The sequence below is a fragment of the Microbispora sp. ATCC PTA-5024 genome (assembly GCF_000511135.2).
Lineage (GTDB): Bacteria > Actinomycetota > Actinomycetes > Streptosporangiales > Streptosporangiaceae > Microbispora > Microbispora corallina.
Genome location: NZ_KI866526.1, coordinates 133,353 through 160,221, shown reverse-complemented (window position 1 = coordinate 160,221; position 26,869 = coordinate 133,353). Strand labels below are relative to the sequence as shown.

Below are 26,869 nucleotides of genomic sequence, written 5' to 3'. Positions count from 1 at the left end.
CCGCCGCGGGGGCCGGGCGAGTGCGCGGCCGCGGGCCTCCGCCCAGGCGCCGGCGGGCGAGGCGGGGTCGAGGCGGTCCCACTCCGTGTCGCGGTCGAGCCCGAGCGAGGCGCGCAGCCGGTCGATCTGCTCGCCGGTCAGCAGCGCCGAGTGGTTGCGGGGGTTGCCGGCGACGGGCAGGCCCCACCCCTTGACGGTGTAGGCGAAGACCACGCTCGGGCGGTCGGTGACGGCGTCGCACTGGGCGTACGCGTCGAGCATCGCGTCGAGGTCGTGCCCGCCGAGGTCGGTAACGAGCGGGGCGAGGTCCTCGTCGGGCGTGTCGGCGACGAACGCCTCCACCTCGGCCGGGGCGCCGTCGAGGAACCGCTTGCGCAGCTCGGGCCCGGCGAGGCCGAACAGCGACTGGTACTGCTCGTTGGGCATCGCGTCGATCCACGCCCGCAGGTGCTCGCCGCCCGGACGGGCGTACGCCTCCTGCAGCCGCCGGCCGTACTTGACCTCGACGACGTGCCATCCGGCCGCCGTGAACTGTCCGCGCCACTGGTCGATCCGCACGCCGGGGACGACGCGGTCGAGCGACTGCCGGTTGAAGTCGACGACCCACAGGACGTTCCCCAGCCCGGCCGTGGCGGGGTCGGCGACCGCCTCCCAGATGTTGCCCTCGTCCAGCTCGGCGTCGCCGAGGAGGGCCACGAACCGCGACTCGGGCCGCGGGCCGAAGTGTGCGTCCACGTACCGGCGGGTCACCGCGGCGAACAGCGGGGCCGCCGCGCCCAGGCCGACCGAGCCGGTCGAGAAGTCCACCCCGTCCGGGTCCTTCGTCCGGGAGGGGTAGGACTGCAGGCCGCCCCGGGCCCGCAGCCGCGTCAGGTAGGAGCGGTCGAGCTCGCCCAGCAGGTAGCGGATCGCGTGGAAGACCGGCGACGCGTGCGGCTTGACGGCGACCCGGTCCGCCGCCCGCAGGTGGGCGAACCACAGCGCCGTCATCGCCGTGACCAGGGACGCGCTGGACGCCTGGTGGCCGCCGACCTTCACCCCGTCGCCGGTGTCCCGGTCGTGGTTGGCCGCGTCGACGATCCGCGTCGCGAGCCACAGCACCCGACGCTGGATCTCGTCCAGGACGTCCAGGGGCGGGACGTCCGGAGCCCGGCCGGGTTCGGTCATGGCGCGTCTCCCGTTCGCTTCCACGTGTTCTTTCAACCTGAGTCGTGCACTTTATCCGTTCGGCGCAAACAGGTCGCAGGTGACCGGTTGATTGGACTTGCCGGTCCATTTTCTGCGTCGCAGAGTGGCGGCACAGCAACCGCGAAAGAGAGGGGAACCGCCGTGGCTGGACGACTGCAGGACAAGAAGGCCCTGGTGACCGGGGCCACCAGCAATATCGGACGCGCCATCGCCGAGGCGTTCGCCGCCGAGGGGGCCCATGTCGTGGTCTCGGGCCGCAGTGCCGATCGGGGCGCCGAGGTGGTCGACGGCATCCGTTCGCGAGGCGGACGGGCCGACTTCGTGAAGGCGGATCTGGACGGCGGCGCCGCGGCGTCGCACGCCCTGGCCGAGAAGGCCGCGTCCGTCCTGGGCGGGCGCATCGACATCCTGGTCAACAACGCCGGCATCTACCCGGCCGACGGCACCGCGGCCACCGACGAGAAGACCTTCGACGAGGTCTACGCCGTGAACGTGAAGGCTCCGTTCTTCCTGACCGCGGCGATCGCCCCGGCCATGGCCGAGGCCGGGGGCGGCACGATCATCAACCTCGGCTCGTGGATCGCCCGGCTCGGGATCCCGATCGGGGCGCTCTACAGCTCCACCAAGGGCGCGGTCGAGACCCTGACCCGGGCCTGGGCGGCGGAGTTCGGCCCGCGGGGCGTGCGGGTGAACGCCATCTCGCCCGGCGTCGTGCACACCCCCGTGCCGGGCGAGACGGGTGCCGGCGCGGAGATGATGAAGGGCACCCCGGCCGGGAACGTCGGCAGCCCGGAGGCCATAGCGCACGCCGCCGTCTACCTGGCCGCCGACGAGTCGGAGTTCGTCCACGGGATCGTCCTCGACGTGGACGGCGGACGCACCACCGCGGCGGTGATCGCCGCCTAGCGACGGGCGCGGGCCGGGCAGGGCGGCGGACCCGGGCGGGGGCTCGGACTTCCGTCCGGCCCGGCACGCGACCCAGGCAGGACGGCGGGCCGGGCGGGGCGGGGGCTCGGACTTCCACCGGCGCGGCCTTCGGCACGCCACCGGCCGCGGCCCGGTACGGCCCCGATACGGCCCGGGGCCGGTCAGCTCGCGAAGACCAGCATGAGCAGCAGGATCAGCACGGTGCCCACGGCGAGCAGCAGGGTCGCCGTGCTGAACAGCGTGCTCAGCAGCGCCCAGACGGCCACCACCCCGACGCCGCCCGCCACGTCGACGGCCAGCCGGCCCCGCGATCGGGCCGCCAGCCCGAACCCCGCGTCGATCAGCACGCCGATGCCGTACAGCACGAGCAGGAGCAGCGACACCTCGGGGAGGGCGCGGCGGGCCGCGGCCGCGAACAGGCCGACGACGACCGCCGACCCGATGACCCAGCGGCGGTGGAGCCTGCGCCGGTGGCGGGCGCGCAGGTCCTCCGGCGGGCGCCTGCGGTCGCCGGGCCGCCACTCCCGGGTGGCCGCCTCCGAGGGCGACGCCGAGGGCGGCGCGGAGGGCGACCCGGCGGACGTGGGGGCCGCCGACCAGGAGCGGTCCACGTCGCGCCGGCCGTCCTGCGCACCCGGCCCGAACGCCGCCGCGTCAGGAGGATCCGCGTAGGCCGCCCGGCCTTCACGGTGGGCTGCGGCCTCTCGCGGCCCGCTGTGACCCGGCTCGCGGCTCCTGCGCCGCCAGGCGGCCGGGCCCCGCCTCGGCCGGTCACCGGCCTCCGAAGCGGCCGGAAAGGACGCGGCAGGAAAGGACGCGGGGGCCGCCGCCACGACCTGGGCCGCCAGAGCGTCGGAGGGCGGCCGGGCGTCGGGGTCGGTACGCAGGCACCGGGTGAGCAGCGGGACCAGCCAGGACGGCACGCCGGTCAGGTCCGGCTCCCGGTGCACGACCCGGTAGGCGATCGCCGCGGCCGGTCCGGTCCCGTACGGCTGCCGCCCGGAGGCGGCGAAGGCCACGGTGGCCGCCCAGGCGAAGACGTCCGACTCCGGCCCGGCGTCCCGCCCCTCCAGCACCTCCGGGGCGAGGTAGCCCGGCGTGCCGACGACGGCGCCCGAGGCGGTGACCGAGGCCGACTCCAGCGCGCAGGCGATGCCGAAGTCGATCACGTACGGCTCGCCGTCGGCGACGATCACGTTCGCGGGCTTGAGGTCCCGGTGCACGACCCCGGCCGCGTGGATCGACTCCAGCGCCTCGGCCAGCCCGATCGCGAGCCGGACGAGGCCGGCGCCCTCCACGGGACCGTCGTCGGCGACGACCGCACTCAGCGGCCGCCCCTGGACGTAGCGGGTGACGACGTACGGCCGGTCGCCCTCCAGGGACGCGTCGAGGACCTCGGCCACGTGCCGTCCCCGGACCAGGCGCATGGTCTGCACCTCGCGGGCGAGGCGGGTGATCGCGACGGAGTCGGACGCGACGTGCGGATGGAGCACCTTCACCGCGACCGTCCGGCCGTCGGGGTCGAGCGCGAGGTGGACCTCTCCGAACCCGCCCGAGCCGAGCGTGGAGAGCAGGCGGTAGGGACCCAGGTGCTCCGGCGAACCCATTCCGCTCCTCCTCGCGTCGCGGGCGTCGGCGGCTTGTGGCGGCTTGTCGGGACCGGGATGCCGGTCAGGTCCAGAAGGTGAGGAAGCCCAGGCCGATCCTGTCCATGATGTCACCGATCACGCCCGTGACCAGGTTCACCACGGTGTCCTGGCCCTTCTGCTTCAGGTCCGCGACCACATGGGACACGGCCACGGACGGCGGGCGCCACGGCGCCCACGAGGCGTCGGCCGACAGCGCCGTCATCACCGCGAACAGCGCGACCGTGCCGACCGCGATGGTCACGACCATGCCGGCGCCGGGGCTGCGTATCACCGCGCTCAGCCCCCGGGCGACCGCCTTGCGGGGGGCGCCGCCGCCGGGCAGGACGAACAGCCCGCCCGCGAAGGCCCCGGCCGCGTACGCGGCCGCGGGGTCGGTCTTCATCCCGCCGAGGTAGACGAGCCCGCCCCAGACGCACATCGCGAACATCGCCGCCAGCGGCACCTGGACGAGGGTGGCCAGGCCTGCCTTGATCAGCGCCCACGGCGTACCGAGCACGGCGAGCAGGGGGTCGGCGCCGCTGCTCCCGCGGACCGAGCGCCGGTCGGCCAGGTCGCCGAGCAGGTAGTGCCCCACCCGCAGGCACAACACCGCCACCACGGCGAACAGGCACACGACCACGGGGACCAGGCAGGCCAGGGCCACGAGCGTGGCGAGGAGCATGGCCGCGAGGACCGGGTGGCCCGCCCGGTAGCGGGGCCGGTCCTGCTCGCCGGCGTACGGCCGCGCCTCGGCCGGCGGAGCCGTCGGGCGGGCGATGGGCGGGACCGTGCCCTGGGGGGCCGGGTAGCCCGCCACGCGCTGGTCGGGGTGCGGCGGCGGGTAGCCGGACGGCGGATGGTGAGGCGGGGCGTACCCGGCCGGTCCGTAGGCCGCCTGGCCGTACCCCGCCGGGCCGCCCGGCCCGTACGCCGGGACGGGGGCCGGGGGCTGCGGCACGGGTCCGCGGGGCCGGGGGGCGCGGGGCTCGCGGCGCGGCCGCTGAGGCTCGGCGTAGTTCACGGGGGGCAGCAGGTCGGCGTAGCTCTCGTCGGCCGGCAGGACGCTGGTGCGGTCGGGCCGCCCCGCGGACGACAGGGGCGCGGCGTCGTCGAGCACCCGGGTCTCCCCCACCGAGTGGCCGTTGACGGCCGTCCCGTCGAGGACGCGGGTCCCGCCGTCGCGCGGCGTCTCCTGCAGGGCGGTGACCGAGGGGTCGAGCGCCCGGGCCAGCTTGAGCAGCGAGGCCGCGGTGGGGCGGGAGGCGGCGTCGGGCGCCAGGGCGAGCCGCAACCAGCCTCGCAGCCACAGCGGCGCCACGTCGATCTGCGCCTTGCCCTCGAGGATGTTGTAGCAGACCGACTCGAACGTGCCGGACCCGAACGGGGGCTTGCCGGTGGCCGCGAAGAAGACGGTGGCCGCCAGCGCGTGCACGTCGGCGGCCTGGGTGATCTCGGTGTCCCTGATGATCTCGGGCGCTAGGTAGCCCGGCGTCCCGACGAACATCCCGGTCTGGGTCAGCCGGGTGGCGTTGACCAGGTGCGCGATGCCGAAGTCGATGACGAGCGGCTCGCCGTCCACGAGCATCACGTTGGCCGGCTTGAGGTCCCGGTGGACGACGTCGGCCGCGTGGATCGCGACCAGCGCCTCGCACAGCCCGCGCGAGAGCCTGATCACGTCGTGCGGGCCCAGCGGGCCGTCCTCCAGCACGGTCTGCTCTAAGGTGCGGCCGGGCGCGTACCGCGTCACGATGTACGGCGCCGCCCCGGTGAGGTCGGCGTCGAGGACCTCGGCCACCCGCCTGCTGCGGACCCGGCGCATGGTCTCGACCTCACGGGTGAGCCGGTCGCGTGCCTTGAGGTCGGTCGCCACGTGGGGGTGCAGGACCTTGACCGCCACCTCGCGCCCCTCGCCGTCCAGGCCGAGGTGGACGACGCCCATGCCGCCCTCACCCAGCCGCCGCAGGAGCCGGTAGGGGCCGATCCTCTCCGGAGCCTCGGTAGCCGACATGTCGTCCCCCGTCACTGATTTCCCGCCTGGGTCCGCAAATCACTCAGACGTTGCACTACAGACAGAACGTCGATGGGACCCCAGAAGTGCCCTGCTGACTGTCTACCCATCACGCTTGTCAGGGCGACGGCCGCGACCAGCACCGCGAGCACGCCGATCCCCGCCGCCAGCCCCTTGGCGGCCCCCTCTCCCGGCACGAGCGAGGCGAGCGTGCGCCGCATCTGCCGGCTCGGGCCCTCCACTCCCGGCCCGGCGCACATGGTCCACAACGCGACCGCGATCCCCCAGCTCAGCGCGGCCAGCACGGGCATCGACCCGACCAGCACGGTCAGCAGCAGCGTCACCGGAAGGCCCAGCACCAGCGCGTAGGGCACCAGCGCGATCGTGACGCCGGCCGACTTGACCAGCGCCCCCGGCTGCCCGAGCACCCGGATGACGTCGGCGGCCGCCGCGCCCGCCGGGCGCCGCGCCTGAAGCTTCGGCTGGGCGAGGTCGGCAGCGCGCAGCAGCACCGCCACCGGCAGCGCGAGCACGCACACCAGCAGCGGCGCGATCACCGCGAGGCACGTCATGACGACGAGCAGCAGCGCGCTCGCCACGCCGTACGCCTTGGAGCGCTGCAGCGACACGGCCCCCGGGTACGGCGCGGGCGGCACCGTGGGCGGCGGCACCCGGACCGTCGGCAGGAACGGCGCCGGATGCGGCTGGTTCACGTGCGGAGTCCGCTCGAAGAGCTCCGGGGCGTGGTCGAAGAACGCCTGCCCGGCGGGCGCGGCGGCCTGCCGCAGCTCCTCGGGGGTCACCCTCCGGGTGGGCACGTCGCCCTCGGATCTGCGCATCGGCGTCGGCCAGTCACCCGAGACGCCGCCCGTGCCCGGGGCCGCCGGAGAGGCGGGCGGGGCCATCCGGGTCGGGATGTCGCCCTCGGCCGGGCCGGTCCGCGGCGCGGCTGCGCGGGCCGACGGGTCGAACCGGGTGGGGACGTCGCCCTCGGCGCTCGCGCCCAGGGCGGGCGTGAGGTCGCCGGGGACGGGCCCGCCGAGGCCGGCCCTGCGCAGGTCGTCGCCGGTGACGCGGACGGTCGGGAAGGGGTCGCCCGGCTGGCCGCCCGCGGGGGTGTCGCGCAGCAGCGACACGAACTCCTCGCCGGACGGCCGCGAGCCCGGGACCGGCGGCGGCGCCACGGGGGCGACGGGCGGCGTGACGAGCGGCAGCGCGTGGGGAGCGCTCCCCCCGGGTCCCGCCGGGTGCGGGCCGGACGGCGACCCCTGCTGCGGACCCTGTTGCGGGCCCTGCTGGGAAGCCTGCCCGGACGCCGTCTGCGGCATCGGCCGCGACCCCGCGCCCGGCGACGCGGACGGACCTCCCACGCCCGTCTGCGGCATCGGCCGCGACCCCGCGCCCGGCGACGCGGACGGACCTCCCACGCCCGTCTGCGGCATCGGCCGCGACCCGGCGCCCGGGGCCCCGGACGGGCCTGTCGCGCGCGGACCGAACTCGGGAACCGGCTGCCCGGAGGTGTCGTCGATGTTGGGGACCGTGGTGATCTCGTCGGGCACCCGGGGCCGGTGGTTTTGCGGCATGAGCTGCCCGACCCGCCCCACCAGCTCCACGGCCGTGGGGCGCCGGGCCGGGTCGCGCTGGAAGGCGGCCCGCAGCAGCGGCTGCAGCGGCGCCGGGGCCGCGTCCACGTTGGCCTTGCCGGAGGTGATGTTGAAGAAGATCATCTCCAGCGTGCCCTTGCCGAACGGCGGCAGGCCGGTGGCCGCGAACAGCAGCGTGCCGGCCCAGGCGTGGACGTCCACCTCCGAGCCGGCCTCGTGGCCCTCGATGATCTCGGGGGCGAGGTAGCCGGGGGTGCCGATGAACATGCCCGTCTGGGTCAGCCGGGTGGCGTCCACGGCCTGGGCGATGCCGAAGTCGATCAGCACCGGCTGGCCGTCCAGCATGAGGACGTTGCCCGGCTTCAGGTCGCGGTGGATGACCCCGGCGGCGTGGACGGCGGCGAGCGCCTCGGCGACCCCCTTGGCCACCTTGAGCAGGGCGTCCAGCGGCAGCGGGCCGTCCTGCTTGATGATCTCGTCGAGCGGCCTGCCGGGGACGTAGCGCGTCACGATGTAGGGGCGCCTGCCGGTGACGTCGGCGTCGACGACCTCCGCGATGTGCGGGCTGCGGACCCGGCGCATGGTCTCGACCTCGCGCGACAGCCGCCTGCGCGCGACGTCGTCGCCGGCCACCTCCGAGCGCAGGACCTTGACGGCGACCTGCCTGCCGTGCGGGTCCAGGGCGAGGTGGACCACGCCCATGCCGCCCTCACCGAGCCGCCTCAGCAGCCGGTACGGGCCCAGTCGGTCGTCCTGATTCATTGCGTAAGCACCATACCGACTAAAACAACGACCATGAGTGAACCATCAGGCCACATTCCTGCTCAGCACAACGTGTCGCAGGCGCCGGTGGTTTCCCAAGAACAGGTCAAACGGTGAGCGCGAGGACCTCCCCGCCCGTCGCGGCGACCAGCGCCTGCCCGGAAAGGGCCAGCTTGGAGCGGCGGACGCCGCTGCCGATCACCACGAACGGCCGCTGGATCACATTTTCGTCAACGAGCACCGGCCACTCCGCGGGCAGCCCGATCGGGGTGATCCCGCCGTACTCCATGCCGGTCAGCTCGACGGCCTCCGACTGCGGGGCGAACGAGGCCTTGCGCGCGTCCAGGTGCCGGCGGATCACCCCGTTGACGTCGGCCCGGTGGACGGCGAGGACCATGACGGCGGCGTAGCGGGTCTCGCCGCCGCGCCTGCCGGCGACGATGACGCAGTTGGCGGAGTCCTCCATGGCCACGCCGTACCGGTCGCAGAAGGCGGCGGTGTCGGCGAGGCCGGGGTCGATGGCGGCGACCCGCAGGTCCAGCGCCCCCTTCTCGACGGCCGCGGCCACGGGGCCGGCGAGCAGGTCGGGCCGCTCGGAGGCGGGCACCCAGTCGAGAGCCATTCAGTTCTCCTTCACGACGCGTGTGTGGAGCTGGGTGACCACCTTACGGGCGGACTCCAGGGCTCCGGCCTGCCAGGCGATGAGGTGGGTGAGCCAGTCGCCGGCGAAGTAGACGCGGCCGGCCGGCTGCTGCAGGAGCCGGAACGGCGCCTCGAACGACGGCCAGGACACCCAGGCGCCCTCGATGTGCGGCTGGCGCCGCCAGGCGATCGAGACGCTCGACAGCAGCTCGGTCCGGTATTTGTCGCCGTGGATCCGCACGCCCTGCCGCAGCGCCCGGCTCTCCCGTTCCGCGTGGGTGAGGCGGGCGTACGCGTCGGCGTCGTCGCCGAGGTTGTAGTAGCCCACCACCAGCCCGCGCGAGCCGTGGAACCCGTACGACGGGTACCAGATGTGGGAGATGTCCATGTCGGTCTCGGTGATGCCGCCGTAGATGCGGTCGTCGGTCTCCCACCAGCGGCGGCGGTACTCCAGCCCGATCTTCCCGCCGGAGACGGGCTTGGGGGTGGCCAGCGCGGAGACCACCTGCGTCCCGAGGTTGCCCGGGATGCGGGCGAGGATGTGCGGGGGCATCGCGGCCACGCAGTACTGCGCCTTGGTCGAGCCGCCCGTGTGCTCGATCTGCACGCCGTCCGGCAGGTTGGTGATCTTCTTGACCTCGACCGAGGTCCTGATCCTGTCGCGGCCCACAGCGTCGGCGAGCCTGCGCGCGAGGGAGTCCATGCCGCCCACCGGCTGGAACATCGGCATCGCCTGCTCGTAGCCGAACGGGAACGCGATCGTGCGGCCCAGCCCGTAGCGGAGGACCTCCTGCAGCGGGGGCGGCGGTCCCAGCGGCACGGGCGCCGACACGCCCGGCTCGACCCGGTAGCCCCGGCGCTCCGACCCGTCGTAGGTGTACGTCTTGCCGATGTCCCCGAACTCCGACAGGAAGTCGAGCAGCAGTTCCTTGTCGCCCGGGGTGAGCCGCCTGTCCAGGGCCCCGGCGTTCGTGGCCTTCGCCAGGAGCTCGCTGACGTAGCCGTAGATGTCGGCGCGGGCGGTCCTGGCGCGCACCGGGGCCTTCATGCCGGTGTTGTAGACATAGGCGCTCGCGTTGTCGTTCACGAACGGCTCGATGGGCACGCCCAGCTCGCGGCAGTAGTCGAGCGTCAGCATCCACTGGGCGATCCGCGCCGGCCCGGCGTTGAAGTAGATCCCCTCGCCGAACCGCGCCTCCTGGGTCTCCCCCGACAGCTCGGGGAGCCGGTCGCCGCCCCTGATCGTGAGGCTCCGCCCGCCGATCCGGTCGCGGGCCTCCAGGATCGTGCAATCGTAGCCGGCCTTGCCCAGCTCGTACGCGACCGTGAGCCCGGCCACGCCCGCGCCCAGGATGACGACGGAGGCCGCCCCCCTTCCGCGCAGCGTGAAGTCGGAGCGCTGAGGGGGTGTGTAGTCGTCGGCCTGCCGATCGGGCGCGAGCCCGAGCGCGCCCATCGCCGCGTACATGGCGCCCGCGCCGCCGGCCGCGCCGAGCCCCACGAGCAGGGCCCGGCGCGTCAGCGCCTTGCCGTCGGTCGCCTTGTCATCCGTGTCCTCCGTCATGCCGGCCCGTCGCCGGCGCCGTTCGCGGCCGCGCCCACCCGTTCGTCTCCCGATCCCGTGTGCCGATCGTCCAGGTCATCCGTACGCGCCGCTGCCGCACGCGACGTGGCCGCCGATCATCGAGAAGATCCCGAAGAGCGCCATGATCTCGTGGTAGTCGGCGGTCGTGAACTCCGTGTGCCGCGGCCCCACCTGCTTCACGCCGGGGACGACGGCGCAGGCGGCCGCGATGGCCGTGGAGTTCCACTCCACCCCCAGCGTGTACGGCGGGGGGACGACGTAGGGGCGCAGCTCCGGCAGCCGGCCGAGCGCCCGGGCGGCACCCTGGGTGATCCGCTCCCAGGCGACGCTGGGCGGCAGCAGCTCGGCGGAGAACCGGTCGATGCCCGTCTTCACGGCGACGGTCTCCACGTCGCCGAGCAGCTCCGCGGCCTCCTCGCAGACGGCCTCGTCCCCGGTGACGAGGGCCACCGGGACGCCGAGCGAGCCGGCGAAGCCCGCGACCAGCCGGGTCTCTCCGCAGATCGCGCCGTTCAGGTAGACGTTGTGGATCTCCTTGCCCATCCACGTGTGGTTGAGCACGCCGTGCTGGACGCCCGCGCGGGCGTGGTAGCCGGCGAAGCAGGCCGCGTCGAACTCCCCGGTGAGGCCCTGGCCCATCCGGTGCGGCTTGCCCGGTCCCCGCACCAGCGTGGCCCGGGGGTCGAGCAGGTCGATCCTGAGGTTCTTGGTGGACCCGTGCGCGTCGTTCACGAGCACCGAGCGCGCGCCGGCCGAGAAGGCGCCCTCGACGACGGCGTTCGCGTCGCCCGTCATCAGCTCGCAGCCGCGCTCGTAGCCCCGGCCGCCCGCGTGCATCTCCTCGGGGTCGGTGAGCCCCGTCACGCCCTCCATGTCCACCGACAGATAGATCTTCATGCTGCCCCCCAGGTCTCCACCCGGCCGGCCTCGTCCTCGGCCATCAGCCCGATGGTGTCACGCATGTACGCGTCGACCTGCTTGCGCCACCGCTCCGGGACCTCCTCGACGGCCGGGGGGTAGCAGCGCTCCAGCCAGCGGGTCGACTCCACCGTCGCCCCGAGGTACTCCGCCGCCTTCGCGAACGGCGTCTCCGCGATGTTTGGCACGCGCGCGCAGCCGTACTCGATCATCTCCTGCCCGCCGTACGGCGGGGGGTGCTGCCACTTGCGGCCCGGGCCGCTGGAGGCGGTGAGCTCGGTCCGCATGGGACGGCCCTCGACCGCGGCCTGGATGAGCTCCTTGTACAGGCACTTGCCGCACCGGCCACAGGGGGTCGCGCCCGAGCCCTGCAGGCACCACCGCAGCTGGGGGCGCAGCTCCGATTCGAGCGCCATCCGCATCGTCACGGCCTCGCTGACGCCGGCGACCGGCAGCACCATCCGCAGCCCGGCGGCGGCGAACAGCCGGCCCCACCGCTCGTGGCCGGCCCACATGGGGTTGTCGGGGCTGAAGCGGTGGACGTAGCGCCCGCCGCCGAGCCAGCGCGAGCCCAGTTCGTAGCCGAAGGCGAGCCCGCCCAGGTCGAGCCGGTCGGCCAGCAGCAGCGCCCCCACGGCGACCGCGTGGTGCTCCGGGTACCCGGGCCGGGGGAACGCGAGCGTGAACTCCAGGTCCGACTGGACGACGGTCACGTCGCGGCCCGTCTCCCTGGCCAGGCGGGCGGCGACGTCGGAGCGGTAGTGGGTCCAGCGGTTCGGCACGCGGGGGTGGCTCACCCGCTGGAAGTGCACGAACGGCGCGTCGGGGAAGACCTCCGCCACGGCCATGGAGTCGGCGCCGCCGCTGTAGGAGATCGCGAGCCTGCTCCCCTCGCGGGGGTCGCCGGCGACCGGGCCGGCGTCGATCCCCCATCCCGCGGCGAGGGCCTCGGCCAGGCGGGGGGACACGGGCCGGTCGAAGGTCACCCTCCGCCGGGTCCAGGGCGCCGCCACCGTCCAGGCCGCCGTGGCGAGCAGGTCGGGATGCACGTCGGGGGGCAGCCCCGCGCCGTCCGGGCCGCCGAGCCGCACCCGGCAGGAACTGGTGCGCATCTCCAGCCGCTGGCCGTCGGTGCAGGTCCCGGTGACCTCGTCATCCGGGTCGAGCAGGAGCGCCAGCCGCCAGACGCCCTCGTCGTACGTCCACTCGACACGCATGGGGCTATCCCGCGCGCCCGGGGGCGGGCACCCGCGCCGACAGGTCGTCGATGGCCTGCCACAGGCGCACCTCGGTGCGCAGCAGGCTGTCGAGGGCCTCGGCCGCCTCCGTCGCCAGCCGGTGGGCCTCCGCCACCCGCGGGTCTGCGGCGGGCTTCGGGGGCGCCTTCACGCTCTGGCGCAGCCGGTCGACCTCGTCCCGCAGCGCCACCACCTCGCGGCGGAGCATCTGGACCTCCCACAGGGCGTCCTTGATGCCCTGCCGGTGGTCGGCCTTGGTCGCGTACCGCGCGTCCAGCCGCGACCACAGCGCCCGGCGAAGCCGTGGGGGGGCCAGCACTCGGCCGAGGAAGCGCATCATGGATCGCCACGATAGCCCTATTTCACCGGTTCCTCGTACGGACCGGCATGACCGGCATGCCCGCTCACACGGGGGTTTCTGGGGATTTCATGAACGCCGGGCGGCGCCTCCCGGTCGGGCCGCTCAGCGGCCGGTGAACTTAGGGCGGCGCTTCTCGGCGAAGGCGGTCATGCCCTCGCGGGCGTCCTGGGTGGCGAAGAGGCCGGAGAACTGGAGCCGCTCGATCTCCAGGCCCGTGTCGAGGTCGGCCTCCAGCCCCCGGTCGACGGCCTGCTTGGCCGCCCGCACGGCCGCCACCGGTCCCTCGGCGAAGGTGGCGGCGAGCTCCAGCGCCGCCGTGTAGACCTCGGAGTCGGGCACCACCCGGTCGACCAGCCCGATCGCGAGGGCCTCCGCGGCCTCGACGTGGCGGCCCGTGAAGATCAGGTCCTTGGCGCGGGCCGGGCCGATCAGGCGGGGCAGGCGCTGGGTGCCGCCCGCGCCCGGGATGATCCCCAGCGTGATCTCGGGCTGGCCGAGCCTGGCGCCCTCCCCCGCCACCCGGAAGTCGGCGCAGAGGGCGAGCTCGCAGCCGCCGCCGAGGGCGTAGCCGGTGATCGCCGCGATGACCGGCTTGCCGATCCCGGCCACGGCCGTGAAGCAGTCCTGCAGGACGCGCGAGTGGACGGCCATGTCGGCGTAGGACATCACGGCCATCTCCTTGATGTCGGCGCCGGCCGCGAAGACCCGCTCGCCGCCGTACAGGATGACCGCGTGGACGCCGGGGTCGGCGTCCACCAGCCGCGCCGCCTCGGCGATCTCCTCCTGGACCTGCCGGTTCAGCGCGTTCATCTTCGGCCGGTCGAGCCGGATGGTCGCGATGTGGTCGGCGATCTCCACGCTGACGAACTCACCCATGGCACCTCGTCCCTCCGCTGGCACGTCGGGTCCCACCCTAAGGCCGCCGATCACCGCGTCAGCGGCAGCGCGGGCAGGCGGCCGGACGCCTCCCGCCAGGACGAGGCGATCAGCGCGCGGTAGACGCGCTCGTACCCCTCGACCATCGGGCCGACGTCGAAGCGCCGTTCCGCGTGGGCGCGGATGACGTGCGGGTCGAGCCGCCCGGCCTCCTCGATGGCCGCGGGCAGTTCGGACGGGTCGCGGCGGACGAAGCCGGTGAGCCCGTCCGCGACGATCTCCGGCACCGCCCCCCGGCCGATCGCGACGACGGGCGTCCCGCAGGCCATGGCCTCGATCAGGACCATGCCGAACGGCTCCTCCCAGCGCAGCGGGAGCACCAGGCACCGCGCCCGGGACAGCAGGCCGCGCTTCAGCGCCCCGTCGGCCTCTCCGACGTACTCCGCGCCGGCCCCGAGGAGCGGCGCGACGCGCTCACGGAAGTGCTCGCGCTCGGCCGCCTCGACGAGCTTGCCGGCCAGGACGATGCGGCGGCCGGCCGCGCGGGCGGCCTCGATCGCCAGGTCCGCGCCCTTGTCGGGGCTGAACCGGCCGAGCCACAGCACCCAGTCCTCCTTGACGGGCGCGAAGGGGAACGAGGCGACGTCGACCGCGTTGTGGACCCGGGCGACCCAGTTGAGGTCGGGCGCCTGCGCCCGCTGGGCCAGCGAGATCGCGACGAGCGAGACGGCCTCGCCGAGATCCCGCAGGATCGTCCCGGCCTCGCCCGTGACGTCCCCGTGGCAGGTCACCACCGTGGGGACGGCCCTGGACGCGGCGGCCAGCGGGCCGGCCAGCGAATGGTCGTGGACCACGTCCGCGTCGAGGCCGCACAGGAGCCGGGCGGCCCGGGCGGCGTGCACCACCTCGGGGTACGCCTCGCCGATCCGCGCCGACTGCGGCTCCTCGTAGGTGCGCAGGTCGGCCCCGGCGCCCGCGCCGATCAGCGTGACCCGGTGGCCGCGGGCCGCCAGCCCGCGCACGAGGTCGGCGAGCATGGACTCGATGCCGCCGTATCCCTTCGGCGGCACCTCGTACCAGGGCGGCGCGACCATCGCGATGTGCAGCGCCTCCCGCGAACCCCCCGCGCCCGCCAGGCCCATGCTCACCTCCGGTACGGACCGGCGCCTCCCCCGGGCGCCGGCGTACCGATTCGTCTACCCTCTCATCCCGTCGCGGAAGCCCCCGCCCCGGGATCAGCGCAGCGTGCCGTTGGTCATCCCCACCGGCTCCTCCGGCACGGCGATCAGGCCGAGCTCCGCCGGGGAGGCCATGAGCGGGTGGGACGGCACCACGCGGACCGTGTAGCCGAAGGCGCCCGTGCGGTCCAGCGGCACCACGCCGGTGTAGTGGGCCCGCCCGTCGTCGTCGGCCGAGTCGGCCTTGAGCGTGACGTGGCTCGGCGCGATCAGCTCGTCGTGCGTCCCGACCCGGCCGTACGCGGCCTGGACCTGGACGTCCTCGGGCGACAGCTCGCCCAGCGCGATCGTGGCGTGGATCTCCAGCCGGGCGCCCAGCTCGGGGGTGTCCCCGATGCCGGTGGCCTCGACGTGCTCGACCCGGACGCCGGGCCAGGCCCGGCCCACCCGCAGCTTCCACGCGGCGAACAGCTTGGCGTTGTCGAACCCGTCGCCGGCGAGGGCCCGGGCGGACGACGCGGCCGGGGCGTACAGGTCCACCACGTAGTCGCGGAGCATGCGGCCGGCCAGCACCTTCGGGCCGAGCGAGCTCAGCGTGTGCTTGACCATCTCCAGCCAGCGCCGGGGCAGGCCGTCGGGCGCCCGGTCGTAGAACCGGTCGGCGACCTCCCGCTCGATGATGTCGTAGAGGGCGGAGGCCTCCAGCTCGTCGCGGCGCTCGGGGTCGACGACGCCGTCCGCGCTGGGGATGGCCCAGCCGTTGGTGCCGTCGTACCACTCGTCCCACCACCCGTCCCGGATGGACAGGTTGAGGCCGCCGTTGAGCGCGGCCTTCATGCCGGACGTGCCGCACGCCTCGAGCGGGCGCAGCGGGTTGTTCATCCACACGTCCGAGCCGGTGACCATGAGCCGGCCGAGCGCCATGTCGTAGTCGGGCAGGAAGACGATGCGGTGCCGCACGTCCTCCTGGTCGGCGAACCGGACGATCTGCTGGATCAGCTTCTTGCCGCCCTCGTCGGCCGGGTGCGCCTTGCCCGCGATCACGATCTGGACGGGCTTGTCCGGGTCGAGCAGCAGGCGGCGGAGCCGGTCGGGGTCGGACAGCATGAGCGTCAGCCGCTTGTACGACGGCACCCGGCGGGCGAACCCGATCGTCAGCACGCCGGGGTCGAGGGCCTCGTCGATCCAGCCCAGCTCGGCCTCGGTGGCGCCGCGCTGCCGCCACGACCGCTTCATGCGCCTGCGGGCCTCCTCGACCAGCCCGGCGCGCAGACGGCCGCGGATGCCCCAGATGTCGGCGTCGGAGAGCTTCTGCACGCCCTCCCAGCCCTGGGTCCTGTCGATCATCCCGGGCAGCTCGCGGCCGGCCAGCTCCATGATCTCGCGGCCCACCCAGGAGGGGGCGTGGACGCCGTTGGTGATCGAGCCGATCGGCACCTCGTCGACGTCGAAGCCGGGCCACAGGCCCTGGAACATCTCCCGGCTGACCTTGCCGTGCAGCTCGGAGACGCCGTTGACCCGCTGCGCCAGGCGCATGCCCATGACGGCCATGTTGAAGACGGCCTTGTCGGAGTCGGGCCCGTCGGGCTCCGCGCCCAGCTCCAGGATGCGGTCCACGGCGACGGTCGGCCAGGCGTTCGACCCGCCGAACTGCCGGGCGATCATCTCGACGGGGAACCGGTCGATGCCGGCGGGCACCGGCGTGTGGGTGGTGAAGACCGTGCCGGCCCGGACGGCCTCCAGGGCCTCCTCGAACGACAGCCGGGCCTCGGTCAGCTCCCGGATGCGCTCCAGGCCGAGGAAGCCCGCGTGGCCCTCGTTGGTGTGGAAGACCTCCGGCTCGGGGTGGCCGGTGATCCGGCAGTAGGCCCTCAGGGCGCGGACGCCCCCGACGCCGAGCAGCAGCTCCTGCATGAGGCGGTGGTCGGTGCCCCCGCCGTACAGGCGGTCGGTCACGTCGCGGGCCGCCGCGTCGTTCTCGGCGACGTCGGAGTCGAGCAGCAGCAGCGGGACCCGGCCGACCTGCGCCACCCAGATCTGGGCGTGCAGCGCGCGGCCGCCGGGAAGACCGATCTTGATGCGGGCCGGGGAGCCGTCCTCCTCCTTGAGGAGCGTGAGCGGCAGGCCGCCGGGGTCGAGCGAGGGGTAGTGCTCGAGCTGCCAGCCCTCGGCCGACAGCGACTGGGTGAAGTAGCCGTGCCGGTAGAGGAGGCCGACGCCGAGGATCGGCACGCCGAGGTCGCTGGCGGCCTTGAGGTGGTCGCCGGCGAGGATGCCGAGGCCGCCCGAGTACTGCGGGAGAGCGGCGGCGATGCCGTACTCGGGGGAGAAGTAGCCGATGGCGGCGGGCGCGCCGTCGAGCGACTGGTACCACCGGGGCGCGGTCATGTACTCGCGGAGGTCGTCGGCGGCGTCCGCCAGCCTGCGCAGAAAGCGCCGATCCTGGGCCAGCTCGCGCAGCCGGTCGGCCTCCACGGCGCCGAGCAGCGCCACGGGGTCGTGCTCAACGCGCTCCCAGACCTCGGGATCCACCTCGGCGAACAGGTCCATGGTCTCCGGGTGCCACGACCAGCGGAGATTCTGGACCAGCTCGCCGAGCGGCGCGAGCTGGGGCGGTAGAACGGTGCGGACGGTGAACCTGCGGATAGCTCTCACGGGGCCAGACCCTAGTTACTCAGCGCCACGACGCGCGACCGGAACACTCTTTGTTCGGGGAAGGGGCACCGCCCGGCGCGGCGTGCCCCCTTGGCTTTCTGCATAGCGCTCTCACCACCTACAAACCGGCTCAAACCTCACCAAACTACACTGGTCGTGGTGATGCCGACGGCAACCCGGCGGCTCGTCACCGCAATGATCGATCTCCCCCCGGCGACGCGCCAAACACGGTGGAGCCGTCTTTCATTGACAGGGGTAAGAGTGGACTATTAGGGCAACCCCTGTATGAGTGACGAGCGGGCCCGGCGACGGGTCCCGTCTTGTGCTGACCTGAGCACGACCCGCAGTACCGCAGAGCCTCGTGAACACGCAAAGATCAGACTTGCCCCGGAAGCCCGGCGGCACCCGGGCGGTGCCGACCCTGATTTGAGTGACGATGATCGGACGAATTCCCATCCAGGACATCCAGCCCGTGGTCGACTGCGGGCAGCGCCCGGCCAAGGCGGCCGCGGGTGAGACCTTCGAGATCAGCGCGACGGTGTTCCGCGAAGGGCACGACGCCGTGGCCGCCGGCGCCGTGCTGATCGACCCGGCCGGCACGCCGGGCCGGATGCTGCCGATGCGGGAGACCTCGCCCGGCACCGACCGCTGGACGGTGGAGGTGTCGCTGCCCTCCGAGGGCCTGTGGCACTACCGCGTCGAGGCGTGGAGCGACCCCGTCGCGACGTGGCTGCACGACGCGGGCATCAAGATCCCGCGTGGGCTCGACGCCGACCTCATGTGCGAGGAGGGCGCCCGCCTGTTCGAGCGCGCGGCCAAGGGCGTGCGGGCGGCCGACTGCCGCACCTCCGACGGCACGTGCGGCCACCGGGCCGCGCTGCTCGCGGTGGCGGCGCGCCTGCGGGACGACAACGTGGACCCCAGGGCCCGCTTCGCCGTGGTCCAGATGCCGGAGACCGCGGCGCTGATCGCGGCCCACCCCCTGCGGGACCTGCTCACGCGGTCGGGCAGGAACCGGATCAAGGTCGACCGGCGGCGGGCGCTGTTCGGCTCCTGGTACGAGTTCTTCCCCCGGTCCGAGGGCGCCGTGATCGACCCCGAGGGCGCCGTTGCCCCCAAGTCCGGAAATTTCCGGACGGCGGCGAAGCGGCTCCCGGCGGTCGCCCAGATGGGCTTCGACGTGGTCTACCTGCCCCCGATCCACCCGATCGGGACGCAGTTCCGCAAGGGCCGCAACAACACCCTCACCCCCGACCAGTACGACCCCGGCTCCCCCTGGGCCATCGGCGCCGAGGAGGGTGGCCACGACGCCATCCACCCCGATCTCGGCACCATCGAGGACTTCGACGCGTTCGTCGCCCGGGCGCGCGAGCTCGGCCTGGAGGTCGCGCTCGACCTCGCGCTGCAGTGCTCCCCCGACCACCCCTGGGTCAAGGAGCATCCCGAGTGGTTCAACATCCGGGCCGACGGGACCATCGCGTACGCCGAGAACCCGCCCAAGAAGTACCAGGACATCTATCCGCTGAACTTCGACAAGGACCCCGAGGGCCTGTACGCCGAGGTGAAGCGGGTGGTCCGGCACTGGATGGACCACGGCGTGCGGATCTTCCGGGTGGACAACCCGCACACCAAGCCGGTGCGGTTCTGGGAGCGGCTGCTGGCCGACATCAACACGACCGACCCGGACGTGCTGTTCCTGGCCGAGGCCTTCACCCGGCCGGCCATGATGCAGACGCTGGCCAAGGTCGGGTTCCACCAGTCGTACACCTACTTCACGTGGCGCAACAGCAAGCCGGAGGTCGAGGAGTACCTGTCCGAGCTCTCCCACGAGACCTCGCACTTCCTGCGGCCCAACCTGTTCGTCAACACGCCCGACATCCTCCACGAATATCTCCAGCACGGAGGCGTCCCCGGGTTCAAGATCAGGGCTGTGCTGGCCGCCCTGATGGCCCCGACCTGGGGGGTTTATGCGGGGTACGAGCTGGCGGAGAACGTCCCGGTCCGCCCGGGCAGCGAGGAGTACCTCGATAGCGAGAAATACCAGTACAGGCCGCGTGACTGGGCGACCGCGGAGCGTGAGGGCCGCAGCCTCGCCCCCTTCATCACACAGCTCAATTTGTTGAGAAGAGCCCACCCGGCACTCCAGGAATTGCGTAACCTACGGTTTCACAACGTCGACCAGCCGGATTTGATCTGCTTCTCGAAGCGGCTGAACGGCGCCTACGACACGGCCACACGACGGCACGGCCTAGGCGATGTCGTGCTGGCCGTCGTGAATCTGGATCCGCACAACACGCGCGAGGCGACGGTCCGGCTCGACATGCCCGCCCTCGGTCTCGACTGGCAAGCCGAGTTCGTCGTGGACGACCAACTGTCGGGCGAGTCGTACCGGTGGGGGCAGAGCAACTACGTGCGCCTCGACCCATATGTAAATCCCGCACACATCTTCACGCTCCGCCACGGGTCAGCGCACCGCCCGTGAGCGCAGCCAGGCACATCCGGGGAGTCAACAGGTGAGCTCGACGCCTCAGCCCAGCCACAGCCAGCCCATCCCGAACACCTTCACGCACGAGAAGCCCCGGGATCAGTACTGGTACAAACGAGCTGTCTTCTACGAGGTGCTGATCCGCGGCTTCGCCGACTCGAACGGGGACGGCACCGGCGACATCCGCGGCCTCATCGACAAGCTCGACTACATACAGTGGCTGGGCGTCGACTGTCTCTGGCTGCTGCCGCTGTACGAGTCCCCGCTGCGCGACGGCGGCTACGACATCTCCGACTTCATGAAGATCCTCCCGGAGTTCGGCGACCTGGGGGACTTCGTCAGGCTGGTCGACGAGGCGCACAAGCGCGGCATCCGCGTGATCGCCGATCTCGTCATGAACCACACCAGCGACCAGCACCCCTGGTTCCAGGCGTCGCGCAACGACCCCGACGGCCCGTACGGCGACTTCTACGTGTGGAGCGACACCGACGAGAAGTACCCGGACGCCCGGATCATCTTCGTCGACACCGAGTCGTCCAACTGGACGTACGACTCGGTGCGCGGTCAGTACTACTGGCACCGCTTCTTCCACCACCAGCCGGACCTCAACTACGAGAACCCGGACGTGCAGGAGGCGATGCTGGAGGTCCTGCGGTTCTGGCTCGACCTCGGCATCGACGGGTTCCGGATGGACGCCATCCCGTACCTGTTCGAGCAGGAGGACACCAACTGCGAGAACCTGCCGAGGACCCACGAGTACCTCAAGCGGGTGCGGGCCGAGGTGGACCGCCTCTACCCCGACCGCGTCCTGCTGGCCGAGGCCAACCAGTGGCCGGCCGACGTGGTGGAGTACTTCGGAGACCCGGTCACCGGCGGCGACGAGTGCCACATGGCGTTCCACTTCCCGCTGATGCCGCGCATCTTCATGGCCGTGCGGCGGGAGTCGCGCTACCCGATCTCGGAGATCCTGGCCCAGACGCCCAAGATCCCCGAGAACTGCCAGTGGGGCATCTTCCTGCGCAACCACGACGAGCTCACGCTCGAGATGGTTACGGACGAAGAGCGCGACTACATGTACTCCGAGTACGCCAAGGACCCGCGGATGCGGGCCAACGTCGGCATCCGCCGCCGGCTGGCGACGCTGCTCGACAACGACCGCAACCAGATCGAGCTGTTCACCGCCCTGCTGCTCAGCCTGCCCGGCTCGCCCGTGATGTACTACGGCGACGAGATCGGCATGGGCGACAACATCTGGCTCGGCGACCGCGACGGCGTCCGCACCCCGATGCAGTGGACGCCCGACCGCAACGCGGGCTTCTCCACCTGCGACCCCGGCCGCCTGTACCTCCCCGTGATCATGGACCCGATCTACGGCTACCAGGCGATCAACGTCGAGGCGCAGCAGAAGAGCGCGAGCTCGCTCCTGCACTTCACCAAGCGCATGATCGAGATCCGCAAGCGCCACCCCGTGTTCGGCCTCGGCGACTTCACCGAGCTGAACTCCTCCAACCCGAGCGTGCTGGCCTTCGTCCGCGAGCTGGGCGACGACCGCGTCCTGTGCGTCAACAACCTGTCCCGGTTCCCCCAGCCGGTGGAGCTCGACCTGCGGAGATTCGAGGGCTCCACCCCGGTGGAGTGCATGGGCGGAGTTCCTTTCCCCCCAATCGGCGAACTTCCGTATCTTTTGACGCTTCCTGGGCATGGGTTCTACTGGTTCACCTTGCCCGTCACGCACAGGACGGCCGGCACGAAGGAGGAGTAATCACTTCACTTCACGGGCTCCTCGCCGGCTGGATCACCGGGCAGCGGTGGTTCGCCGGCAAGGGCCGCGCCATCGATGACCTGTCCGTCGACACCCTGACCGAGCTCGTCGCGGGCGATCCCGGCCTGGTCCATCTGATCGTGTCCGTACGGCAGGAGGAGCGCAGGACGCGTTACCAGATCCTCGTCGGCGTCCGCGACCACCTGCCCGACCGGCTGAAACACGTCGGGATCGGCGCCTGCGAGTGGGACGGCCGCGAGCGGCACGTCTACGACGCCCTGCACGACGCGTCGCTGACGTGCCACCTGCTGCACGGGATGGACGACGACCGGCGCGCGAACGGCGTCGCCTTCCACAGCGCGCCGCGCGCCGCCATCGACACCTCGCAGCGCAGCCTCGTGCTGACCGCCGAGCAGTCCAACACCTCGCTCGTCTACGGCGACGCGTACATCTTCAAGCTGTTCCGGCAGCTGAACCCGGGAGTCAACCCCGAGCTGGAGATCGTGAGCGCGCTCGCCGAGGCCGGGTCGACCCACGTCGCCCGGCCGTACGGGTGGATGGACACCGAGCTGGACGGCGAGCCGACGACGCTGGCGATCCTGCAGGAGTACCTGCCGAACGCCAACGACGGCTGGACCATGGCGCTGACCAGCGTCCGGGACCTGTACGCCAGCCCGGGCGAGATGCCTGCCGAAGACGCCGGTGGCGACTTCGTCGCCGAGGCGTGCCGGCTGGGCGAGGCGACGGCGCAGGTCCACCGGGAGCTGGCCGAGGCGTTCCCCACGGGGACGATCGAGCCGCCGGAGATCAAACGGATGACCGAGCGGTTCCGCCGCCGCCTGGAGAAGGCGGTGGCCGAGGTGCCGGCCCTCGGGGAGCACGCGCAGGTCGCCGCCCGGGCGTTCGACCGCATGGCCGACATCGAGCACGAGATCCCGGTCCAGCGGGTCCACGGGGACTACCACCTGGGCCAGGTCATGCGGACCACGGCCGACTGGGTGGTGCTCGACTTCGAGGGAGAGCCGGGGCAGCCGCTGTCGGAGCGGCGGGCGCCCGACTCGCCGCTGCGCGACGTGGCCGGCATGCTCCGGTCGTTCGACTACGCGGCGCGGCACCTGCTCGCCGGCCATCCGGGCGCGGACGAGCTGGAGGGCCGGGCGCGGGAGTGGTCGGCCCGCAACAAGGCGGCCTTCCTGGCGGGCTACTCCCAGGGCGGCGGCCGCATCCGGGGCGACGACGCCATCCTGCTGCGGGCCCTGGAGCTGAGCAAGGCCGTCTACGAGGTCGTCTACGAGGCCCGCAACCGCCCGGCCTGGCTGCCGATCCCGCTCGCCGCGTTCGGCGAGGAGTGACGGCCCGGGGACGTCCGCCACGCGGCGTCCCCGGACGTCCCCGCGCCGTGCGCACACGGCACCCGGCACCCCCGCGCGCGGCACGACCCGGCGCCGCGGCCTGCGGCACACGCCGTCCGCGCCCGGCGCCCGGCGTGCGCGGCGAACGATCTCGTGTCGCGGGTGAGATCGCGACGTTCTCGGGCATTCTCCTTCCGACCTCAGTTTGTTGGGGTGTGGGATGGTTCTAGGGCAGGGTAAGAGCATGGATTTGGACCGGCTGGCAGGCGGCGCGCACCACGACCCCCACGCGATCCTCGGTGCCCACCCCGGCCCCGACGGCGTGACGGTACGGGCCCTGCGCCCCTTCGCGGAGAAGGTCGAGGTACTCGTCGACGGCTCCGCGCACGAGATGGCGCACGTCGCCTTCGGGGTGTTCGAGGTGACGCTCCCGGGTCTGGACAAGGTCCCCGACTATCGTCTGCGGATCACCTATCCCGAGGCCCATCCGTACGAGACCGACGACCCGTACCGGCACTGGCCGACGCTGGGCGAGCTGGACCTGCACCTGATCGCCGAGGGACGGCACGAGCGGCTGTGGGAGGCGCTCGGCGCGCGGGTGATGCGGCACGAGGACGTGGACGGCACGGCCTTCACGGTGTGGGCGCCGAACGCGCAGGGCGTGCGGGTGATCGGCGACTTCAACCACTGGAACGGCGGCGCCCACCCGATGCGCTCGCTCGGCAGGTCCGGCGTGTGGGAGCTGTTCATCCCCGACGTCGGCCCCGGCGCCCGGTACAAGTTCCAGATCCTCGGCCTCGACGGCGTGTGGCGGGAGAAGGCCGACCCGATGGCCCGCAGGACCGAGGTGCCGCCGGCGACCGCCTCCATCGTCGACCGGCCCGAGTACGAGTGGCGGGACGAGGACTGGATGGCCGCCCGCCCCGGGCGGTCGGCGCTCGCCGAGCCGATGAGCGTGTACGAGGTCCACCTGGGCTCGTGGCGGCCCGGGCTGTCGTACCGGCGGCTGGCCGAGGAGCTGGTCGCGTACGTGAAGGAGATGGGCTTCACCCACGTGGAGTTCCTGCCGGTGGCCGAGCACCCCTTCGGCGGCTCGTGGGGCTACCAGGTGACCTCCTACTACGCCCCCTCCGCGCGGTTCGGCTCACCCGACGACTTCCGCCATCTCGTGGACGAGCTGCACCGGGCCGGCATCGGCGTGATCGTCGACTGGGTGCCCGCGCACTTCCCCATGGACGAGTGGGCGCTGGCCCGCTTCGACGGCACCCCGCTCTACGAGCACGGCGACCCGCGCCGCGGCACCCACCCCGACTGGGGCACCTACGTCTTCGACTTCGGCCGCAACGAGGTGCGCAACTTCCTGGTGGCCAACGCGCTCTACTGGCTCAAGGAGTTCCACGTCGACGGCCTGCGGGTGGACGCCGTGGCCTCGATGCTCTACCTCGACTACTCCCGGCGCGAGGGCGAGTGGACGCCCAACGAGTACGGCGGCAGGGAGAACCTCGACGCCATCGAGTTCCTCAAGGAGATGAACGCGGTCGTGTACCGGGAGGAGCCGGGCATCGTGACCATCGCCGAGGAGTCCACGGCGTGGCCCGGCGTGTCGCGGCCCGTCCACCTCGGCGGGCTCGGCTTCGGCTTCAAGTGGAACATGGGCTGGATGCACGACACGCTCAACTATCTGGCCCACGAGCCGGTCTTCCGGCAGTACCACCACCACCAGATGACGTTCTCCCTGATGTACGCCTTCTCGGAGAACTTCGTGCTGCCGCTCTCCCACGACGAGGTCGTGCACCTCAAGGGGTCCCTGCTCGGCAAGATGCCCGGCGACGAGTGGCAGCGCTTCGCCAACCTGCGCGCGCTCTACGCGTTCATGTGGGCCCACCCCGGCAAGCAGCTGCTGTTCATGGGCGGCGAGTTCGGCCAGGGGGCCGAGTGGTCGGAGGCGAACGGCCTCGACTGGTGGGTGCTGGACTTCGACTACCACCAGGGCGTCCAGCGGCTGGTCAAGGACCTGAACCGGATCTACCGGGACACCCCCGCCCTCCACTCCCAGGACTACACGGCTGACGGCTTCCGCTGGATCGACGCCGACGACGCCCCGGGGAACGTGTTCTCCTTCCTGCGGTACGGCACGGACGGCTCGGTGGTCGCCTGCGTGGCCAACTTCTCCGGCGGCCCCCACGACGACTACCACCTGGGCCTGCCCGTCGGCGGCCGCTGGGAGGAGGTCCTCAACACCGACGCGTACGAGTACTCGGGCAGCGGCGTCGGCAACATGGGCGGCCTCGACGCCGTCGAGGTCCCCCGGCACGGCCTGCCGTACTCGGTGCGCCTGCGGGTGCCGCCGCTGGGCGCGGTGTGGCTGCGGTCGCGGATCGAGCCGGCCGTGGAGCTGCGCGAGGAGCCCACGAGCGAGCTCGTGGAGGAGCTGGTCGAGGAGATCGCGCGGGAGACCGTCGTGCCCGCGGAGGAGCCGGGACGCCCGAAGGAGGAGGGGGGCGTGGCCGAGCCGGCCTGACCCGGGCGGGCTCCTTAGGGGAGGCTTAAGCGGGGGTTAACCGCGTCCGGATCCGTTGACCGGCGGGTGAAGCGGTCCGTAGGCTCCAATTACTGATAGGAAACTTTCCTATGAGTAGTGCCAGGTCTCCCCTCCCCCCAACCTGGAGCCATCCTTGCGAAGAATCCTGCTCGGGTCCCTCCTCGCCGGCGCCGCGCTGCTGGCGCCGCTCGCCCTCGGAACCGCCGGCGCCTCCGCCACCGCTCCGCGCGCCGGGCTGGTCGCCATGGCCTACGCGGCGTGGGCCCCGAACACGTCCTACGCCGTCGGCGCCCGGGTCACGTACTCGGGCAAGGACTACGAGGCCATCCAGGCGCACACGTCCCTCGTCGGCTGGGAGCCGCCGAACGTGCCGGCCCTGTGGAAGCCCCTGTCGGGCACCTCCACGCCGACGCCCACGCCGACGGTCAGCCCCACCAGGACGCCCACGCCCACGCCGACCCCGACCGTGAGCCCCACCAGGACGCCCACGCCGACCCCGACGCCGACCGTCACCCCGACGGGGCCGGGCGGCGGCAAGAAGGTCGTCGGCTACTTCACGAACTGGGGCGTCTACGGCCGGCAGTACTTCGTCAAGAACCTGGTCACCAGCGGCTCGGCCGCCAAGCTCACGCACATCATCTACGCCTTCGGCAACGTGACCAACGGCCGGTGCGTGCTGTCGGACACCTACGCCGACTACGACATGGCGTACACGACCGCCAACAGCGTGGACGGCAAGGCCGACACCTGGGACGCCGGCGTGCTGCGCGGCAACTTCGGCCAGCTCCGCAAGCTCAAGGCGCTCTACCCGAAGATCAAGGTGCTGTTCTCCTTCGGCGGCTGGACCTACTCCGGCGGCTTCACGCAGGCCGCGGCCAACCCCACGGCGTTCGCCGACTCCTGCTACAACGTGGTCGAGGACCCGCGGTGGGCCGACGTGTTCGACGGCATCGACATCGACTGGGAGTACCCGAACGCCTGCGGCCTGAGCTGCGACAGCAGCGGCACCGCGGCGTACGGCAACCTGATGAGGGCGCTACGCGCCAGGTTCGGGCAGAACTACCTGATCACTTCGGCGATCACCGCGGACGGCACCGGCGGCGGCAAGATCGACGTGGGCGGCTACGACACGGCCGCGCAGTACGTCGACTGGTACGA

At 72.6% G+C, this 26,869-nt stretch carries 17 protein-coding genes and 1 pseudogene; 6 read left to right on the top strand and 12 right to left on the bottom strand.

Annotation, left to right across the window (positions count from 1 at the left end; translation table 11 throughout):
- Positions 1 to 1,167: pseudogene (locus MPTA5024_RS42840) on the bottom strand (pyruvate dehydrogenase); the annotation flags it as partial.
- A gap of 162 nt (positions 1,168 to 1,329) precedes the next feature.
- On the opposite strand from MPTA5024_RS42840, the gene MPTA5024_RS31435 reads away from it, so the two are divergent.
- Positions 1,330 to 2,094 carry an SDR family NAD(P)-dependent oxidoreductase gene (locus tag MPTA5024_RS31435; RefSeq protein ID WP_036331260.1) on the top strand — a complete coding sequence of 255 codons (765 nt, stop codon included), beginning with the start codon at positions 1,330 to 1,332 and terminating at the stop codon, positions 2,092 to 2,094.
- Positions 2,095 to 2,276: 182 nt separating this feature from the next.
- On the opposite strand, the gene MPTA5024_RS43980 is transcribed toward MPTA5024_RS31435, so the two are convergent.
- From MPTA5024_RS43980 to glgP, 11 genes are all read right to left on the bottom strand, one after another.
- Positions 2,277 to 3,722, bottom strand: coding sequence for a serine/threonine-protein kinase (locus tag MPTA5024_RS43980; RefSeq protein ID WP_036331259.1), 1,446 nt, complete (start codon positions 3,720 to 3,722; stop codon positions 2,277 to 2,279).
- Between the two features lie 64 nt (positions 3,723 to 3,786).
- On the bottom strand, positions 3,787 to 5,751 hold the full coding sequence (locus tag MPTA5024_RS31425; protein ID WP_036332008.1) for a serine/threonine-protein kinase: 1,965 nt from the start codon (positions 5,749 to 5,751) through the stop codon (positions 3,787 to 3,789).
- An 11-nt stretch (positions 5,752 to 5,762) separates the two neighbouring features.
- The gene (locus tag MPTA5024_RS43975) at positions 5,763 to 8,117 is read right to left on the bottom strand and encodes a serine/threonine-protein kinase (RefSeq protein ID WP_051458909.1); all 2,355 of its coding nucleotides are present in this window, start codon (positions 8,115 to 8,117) and stop codon (positions 5,763 to 5,765) included.
- A 106-nt stretch (positions 8,118 to 8,223) separates the two neighbouring features.
- Positions 8,224 to 8,739 (bottom strand): YbaK/EbsC family protein, encoded by a 516-nt coding sequence (locus MPTA5024_RS31415; protein WP_036331258.1) that lies wholly within the window; start codon positions 8,737 to 8,739, stop codon positions 8,224 to 8,226.
- Positions 8,740 to 10,323, bottom strand: coding sequence for a flavin monoamine oxidase family protein (locus MPTA5024_RS31410; RefSeq protein WP_051458908.1), 1,584 nt, complete (start codon positions 10,321 to 10,323; stop codon positions 8,740 to 8,742).
- A gap of 75 nt (positions 10,324 to 10,398) precedes the next feature.
- On the bottom strand, positions 10,399 to 11,241 hold the full coding sequence (locus MPTA5024_RS31405; RefSeq protein ID WP_036331257.1) for a M55 family metallopeptidase: 843 nt from the start codon (positions 11,239 to 11,241) through the stop codon (positions 10,399 to 10,401).
- Positions 11,238 to 12,479, bottom strand: coding sequence for a DUF6395 domain-containing protein (locus tag MPTA5024_RS31400; protein ID WP_036331256.1), 1,242 nt, complete (start codon positions 12,477 to 12,479; stop codon positions 11,238 to 11,240). Before MPTA5024_RS31400 ends, MPTA5024_RS31405 begins: the two co-directional genes overlap by 4 nt.
- 4 nt (positions 12,480 to 12,483) lie before the next feature.
- Positions 12,484 to 12,840, bottom strand: coding sequence for a hypothetical protein (locus MPTA5024_RS31395; protein ID WP_232326724.1), 357 nt, complete (start codon positions 12,838 to 12,840; stop codon positions 12,484 to 12,486).
- A 123-nt stretch (positions 12,841 to 12,963) separates the two neighbouring features.
- Positions 12,964 to 13,737 carry an enoyl-CoA hydratase/isomerase family protein gene (locus tag MPTA5024_RS31390; RefSeq protein ID WP_036331255.1) on the bottom strand — a complete coding sequence of 258 codons (774 nt, stop codon included), beginning with the start codon at positions 13,735 to 13,737 and terminating at the stop codon, positions 12,964 to 12,966.
- A 50-nt stretch (positions 13,738 to 13,787) separates the two neighbouring features.
- Entirely contained in the window at positions 13,788 to 14,879 is a 1,092-nt protein-coding gene (locus tag MPTA5024_RS31385; RefSeq protein WP_051458907.1) for a glycosyltransferase family 4 protein, read from the bottom strand.
- Positions 14,880 to 14,972: 93 nt separating this feature from the next.
- On the bottom strand, positions 14,973 to 17,570 hold the full coding sequence (glgP, locus tag MPTA5024_RS31380) for an alpha-glucan family phosphorylase (protein ID WP_036331254.1): 2,598 nt from the start codon (positions 17,568 to 17,570) through the stop codon (positions 14,973 to 14,975).
- A gap of 436 nt (positions 17,571 to 18,006) precedes the next feature.
- On the opposite strand from glgP, the gene MPTA5024_RS31375 reads away from it, so the two are divergent.
- The 5 genes from MPTA5024_RS31375 to MPTA5024_RS31355 form a co-directional block, all read left to right on the top strand.
- Positions 18,007 to 20,052, top strand: coding sequence for an alpha-1,4-glucan--maltose-1-phosphate maltosyltransferase (locus tag MPTA5024_RS31375; protein ID WP_036332000.1), 2,046 nt, complete (start codon positions 18,007 to 18,009; stop codon positions 20,050 to 20,052).
- A gap of 31 nt (positions 20,053 to 20,083) precedes the next feature.
- A complete protein-coding gene (treS, locus tag MPTA5024_RS31370; protein WP_036331253.1) occupies positions 20,084 to 21,817 on the top strand; it encodes a maltose alpha-D-glucosyltransferase in 1,734 nt (577 codons plus the stop codon).
- Positions 21,766 to 23,169, top strand: coding sequence for a maltokinase N-terminal cap-like domain-containing protein (locus MPTA5024_RS31365; protein ID WP_332310660.1), 1,404 nt, complete (start codon positions 21,766 to 21,768; stop codon positions 23,167 to 23,169). Before treS ends, MPTA5024_RS31365 begins: the two co-directional genes overlap by 52 nt.
- Before the next feature lie 244 nt (positions 23,170 to 23,413).
- Positions 23,414 to 25,690, top strand: a complete 2,277-nt coding sequence (gene glgB / locus MPTA5024_RS31360; RefSeq protein ID WP_084370162.1) for a 1,4-alpha-glucan branching protein GlgB — start codon at positions 23,414 to 23,416, stop codon at positions 25,688 to 25,690.
- Between the two features lie 154 nt (positions 25,691 to 25,844).
- Positions 25,845 to 26,869 (top strand): glycosyl hydrolase family 18 protein (locus MPTA5024_RS31355; RefSeq protein WP_036331252.1); only part of this gene is annotated, 1,025 nt, incomplete at its 3' end.

Excerpts from the sequence above, each read along its gene's own strand:
- MPTA5024_RS31400 (WP_036331256.1), bottom strand. The coding sequence starts at position 12,479 with ATGCGTGTCGAGTGGACGTACGACGAGGGCGTCTGGCGGCTGGCGCTC.
- MPTA5024_RS31405 (WP_036331257.1), bottom strand. The coding sequence starts at position 11,241 with ATGAAGATCTATCTGTCGGTGGACATGGAGGGCGTGACGGGGCTCACC.
- glgB (WP_084370162.1), top strand. The coding sequence starts at position 23,414 with ATGGATTTGGACCGGCTGGCAGGCGGCGCGCACCACGACCCCCACGCG.
- MPTA5024_RS31390 (WP_036331255.1), bottom strand. The coding sequence starts at position 13,737 with ATGGGTGAGTTCGTCAGCGTGGAGATCGCCGACCACATCGCGACCATC.
- MPTA5024_RS31375 (WP_036332000.1), top strand. The coding sequence starts at position 18,007 with ATGATCGGACGAATTCCCATCCAGGACATCCAGCCCGTGGTCGACTGC.
- MPTA5024_RS31425 (WP_036332008.1), bottom strand. The coding sequence starts at position 5,751 with ATGTCGGCTACCGAGGCTCCGGAGAGGATCGGCCCCTACCGGCTCCTG.
- MPTA5024_RS31385 (WP_051458907.1), bottom strand. The coding sequence starts at position 14,879 with ATGGGCCTGGCGGGCGCGGGGGGTTCGCGGGAGGCGCTGCACATCGCG.
- MPTA5024_RS31410 (WP_051458908.1), bottom strand. The coding sequence starts at position 10,323 with ATGACGGAGGACACGGATGACAAGGCGACCGACGGCAAGGCGCTGACG.
- MPTA5024_RS43975 (WP_051458909.1), bottom strand. The coding sequence starts at position 8,117 with ATGAATCAGGACGACCGACTGGGCCCGTACCGGCTGCTGAGGCGGCTC.
- MPTA5024_RS31395 (WP_232326724.1), bottom strand. The coding sequence starts at position 12,840 with ATGATGCGCTTCCTCGGCCGAGTGCTGGCCCCCCCACGGCTTCGCCGG.
- MPTA5024_RS43980 (WP_036331259.1), bottom strand. The coding sequence starts at position 3,722 with ATGGGTTCGCCGGAGCACCTGGGTCCCTACCGCCTGCTCTCCACGCTC.
- MPTA5024_RS31415 (WP_036331258.1), bottom strand. The coding sequence starts at position 8,739 with ATGGCTCTCGACTGGGTGCCCGCCTCCGAGCGGCCCGACCTGCTCGCC.